The organism is Frankia sp. ACN1ag, assembly GCF_001414035.1.
In the GTDB taxonomy this organism is placed as follows: domain Bacteria; phylum Actinomycetota; class Actinomycetes; order Frankiales; family Frankiaceae; genus Frankia; species Frankia torreyi.
The window spans coordinates 1-3,402 of record NZ_LJPA01000078.1; the positions used below are offsets into that span (position 1 = coordinate 1).

Genomic DNA, 3,402 nt, shown 5'->3' on the forward strand with positions numbered 1-3,402 from the left:
CGCCGACTGGCCCACCACCCCCGACCGACCCCGGCGCGCCGCCGTCTCCGCCTTCGGCATCAGCGGCACCAACGCCCACCTCATCCTCGAACAGGGCCCGATCCCGGCGGGCGGGGACGCGGCGGTCGGGGACGACGACGCGGGCCCCGACCCAGCCGTCCGAGGTCGGGCACTGCCCTGGGTGCTGTCGGCGCGCACCGCCGAGGCCCTCGGCGGGCAGGCGGGCAGGTTGGCGGCGTTCGTCGACGCGCATCCCGGGCTCGCCCCGGTCGACGTCGGCCGGGCGCTGGCCACCACCCGGGCCGCGCTGGAGCACCGGGCGGTGGTCGTCGCCGAGGATCCGGCCGGGTTCCGAGCCGGGCTCACCGCCCTGGCCGCCGGTTCCGGCGGGCCGGCCGGAGCGGCGGGGACGGCGGGGACGGCCGGCGTGGAGGTGATCGCCGGGGTGGCGACGCCGGACGGCGCGACCACCGGCGCGCGCATCGTGCGCGGCGTCGCCGACACCACCGCCACCACCGTGTTCGTCTTCCCCGGCGCGGGCACCGCCTGGCCGGCGATGGCCCGCGAACTGCTCGCCACCAGTCCGGTCTTCGCCGGGCACCTCAACGCCGTCGCCGCCGCCCTGGCCCCGTACATCGACTGGAACCTGCTCGACGTCCTGCAGCAGCGGCCCGGCGCGCCCACCCTCGACCGCGTCGACGTCTCGCAGCCCGCCGTGTTCGCGGTGCTGGTCGCCCTGGCCCGGCTCTGGCAGCACCACGGGGTGCACCCGCACGCCGTCGTCGGGCACAGCCAGGGCGAGATCGCCGCCGCGCACATCGCCGGCGCCCTCACCCTCGACGACGCCGCCCGCGTGGTCGCCCTGCGTGGACAGATCCTCGGCGCGCTGCCCGATCCGGGGGCGGTGGTGTGGGTGAACCTGCCCGCCGACCAGGTCCGCGAGCGGCTCGCCCGCTTCCGCGACGGGGCCGCCCCGGTGTCCGTCGCCGTCCTCAACAGCCCCACCAGCACCGCCATCGCCGGCAGCGACGAGGCGCTGGCCGAGTTCGTCGCCGGCCTGCGGGCCGAGGGCATCCGCACCAGAGACGTCCCGGTGGGCTACGCCTCGCACTCGGCGTGGGTCGAGGCGGTCCGCGACGAACTGCTCACCGCGCTCGCCCCCATCCGCCCCCAGCCGGCCACCATCCCCATCCTGTCCACCGTCACCGCCGACTGGATCGACCCCACCACCCTCACCGCCGACTACTGGTACACCAACCTGCGTCAACCCGTCCTGTTCGAGGCGGCCACCCGCGCCCTGCTCGGCGACGNCCACGACCTGTTCATCGAGATCAGCCCCCACCCCGTCCTCACCACCGCCCTCGCCGAAACCCTCGACACCACCCCCGACCTCCCCGGCCCCGTCGCCATCACCGAAACCCTGCGCCGCGACACCGGCGACCTCACCAAGATCCACACCTCGCTGGCGCAGGCGTACGTCCGCGGGGCCGGCCTCGACGCCGCGACGGTCTACGCCGGATCCGGCCATGAGCACGTGGACCTGCCGACCTACGCGTTCGCGCGGCGGCGGTTCTGGCTGGACGCCTCGTCCATCTCGCCCAGCGGCGACGCCGCCGGGCTGGGGCTGGGCTCCGCCGGCCATCCCCTGCTCGGCGCCACCGTGCGGCTCGCGGACTCGGACGGGGCGGTGTTCACCGGTCTGCTGTCGTTGCGCACTCACCCGTGGCTGGCCGACCACGTCGTGTTCGGGTCGGTCGTGCTGCCGGGCACGGCTCTGGTGGAGCTCGCGGTGCGGGCGGGTGACGAGACGGGCGTGCCCGTCGTCGAGGAGCTGATCGTCGAGGCGCCGCTGGTGCTGCCGGAACNCGGCGGGCTCCAGGTGCAGCTCACCGTGGGTGCACCCGACGGCGGCGGTCGCCGGCCGGTCAGCATCCACACTCGGGCCGAGGACGCGCCCGCGGAGGCACCGTGGAACCGACACGCCCACGGGGTGCTACGCGCCCCGGAGGCGGCGGACGGCGCGGCGGACGCCGCCGGAGGATCGCCGGCGGGGTCGACAGCGGGGTCATCGGCGGGGTCGTCGGCGGTGTGGCCACCCGCGGGCGCCGTCCGGGTCGACACCGGCGATCTCTACCCGTCGTTCGCCGCGGCCGGGCTGGCCTACGGTCCGACCTTCCAGGGTCTGCGAGCGGCGTGGCGGGACGGCGAGGACCTGCTTGCCGAGGTCGCCCTGCCCGCGGACGCCCTCGACCGCGCCGGCGCCTTCGGTCTGCACCCCGCGCTGCTGGACGCGGCACTGCACCTGACCGGCCTGCCGGACGCCGCGACGGCCCTCGCCGGCCCGGCGGACTCCGCGGGACCCGCGGACGGCAGCGGTACGGGCGCCGGGCGCACCCGGCTGCCCTTCGTGTGGCGCGGAGTGCGGCTGCACGCGTCGGGCGCCAGCGGGCTGCGAGTCCGCCTGCGGGTCAGCGGCCCGGACCAGATCACCCTCACCGCGGTGGATGGCACCGGCGCCCCGGTCGTGTCCGTCGCCGGCCTGGCGCTGCGTCCGGTCACCGCCGAGCAGATCCGCTCGGCGCCCGGACCCCGGCACGACGCGTTGTTCGCTCTGACCTGGCCGGAACTCCCGGCCGTGCCGACCGGTGGCTCCCCGACCGGTGGCTCCCCGACCGGTGGCTCCGAGACAGGCAGCGTCGGCCAGGGGACGGCGGGCGGGTCGGCCGCCGGTCCCTGGGCCCTCGTCGGTCCGGTCGCCGACCCGGACCTGGCCCCGGTCGCGGCGGCGCTACGCTCGGCCGGTCGCAACGTCGACATCGTCGCAGACCTTGACGAGCTGACCGCCCGGATCGACGCCGGCTCCGCGGTGCCCGATCTGGTCGTCGTCGCTCCCCGCGCGGCGTCCCCCGCCGCGACCGACTCGGCCGCGGACCCCGCCACGGTTCCGGCGCTGACGCGGGCCGCCGCCGCGGACACCCTCGCGCTCCTGCAACGCTGGCTCGCCGAGCCCCGCTGGGCCGAGGTGCCCCTCGCCCTGCTCACCTCGGGCGCGGTCAGCATCGCCGGCGAGGACGTCGACCTCACCACCGCACCCCTGTGGGGGCTGGTGCGCACCGCGCAGAACGAGCATCCGGACCGCATCCTGCTGCTCGACACCGACCGCGACCCGGGATCCGCCACCGCCCTCCCGGCCGCGCTCGTCACCGCCCTGGCCAGCGGCGAGAACCAGCTCGCCCTGCGCCGCGGCACCATCCACGCCCCACGCCTGGCTCGCGCCGCGACCGCCCCGGCCTCGGACGACGCCGACCCGGCGGGCTGGGATCTCGACCCCGACGGCACCGTCCTCATCACCGGCGGCCTCGGCACCCTCGCCCACCACCTCGCCCACCACCTCATCACCCA

1 protein-coding gene and 2 pseudogenes are annotated in these 3,402 nt (G+C 77.0%); all 3 read left to right on the plus strand.

All coding sequences use genetic code 11. The features are described from left to right. Positions 1-181: 181 nt before the first annotated feature. On the plus strand, positions 182-1,310 hold a 1,129-nt coding region (locus tag UK82_RS41180; protein ID WP_396230692.1), incomplete at its 3' end, for an acyltransferase domain-containing protein. Between the two features lies 1 nt (position 1,311). Then, positions 1,312-1,865, plus strand: a pseudogene (locus UK82_RS41185) (hypothetical protein); the annotation flags it as partial. 1 nt (position 1,866) lies between these two features. Then, positions 1,867-3,402, plus strand: a pseudogene (locus UK82_RS41920) (polyketide synthase dehydratase domain-containing protein); the annotation flags it as partial.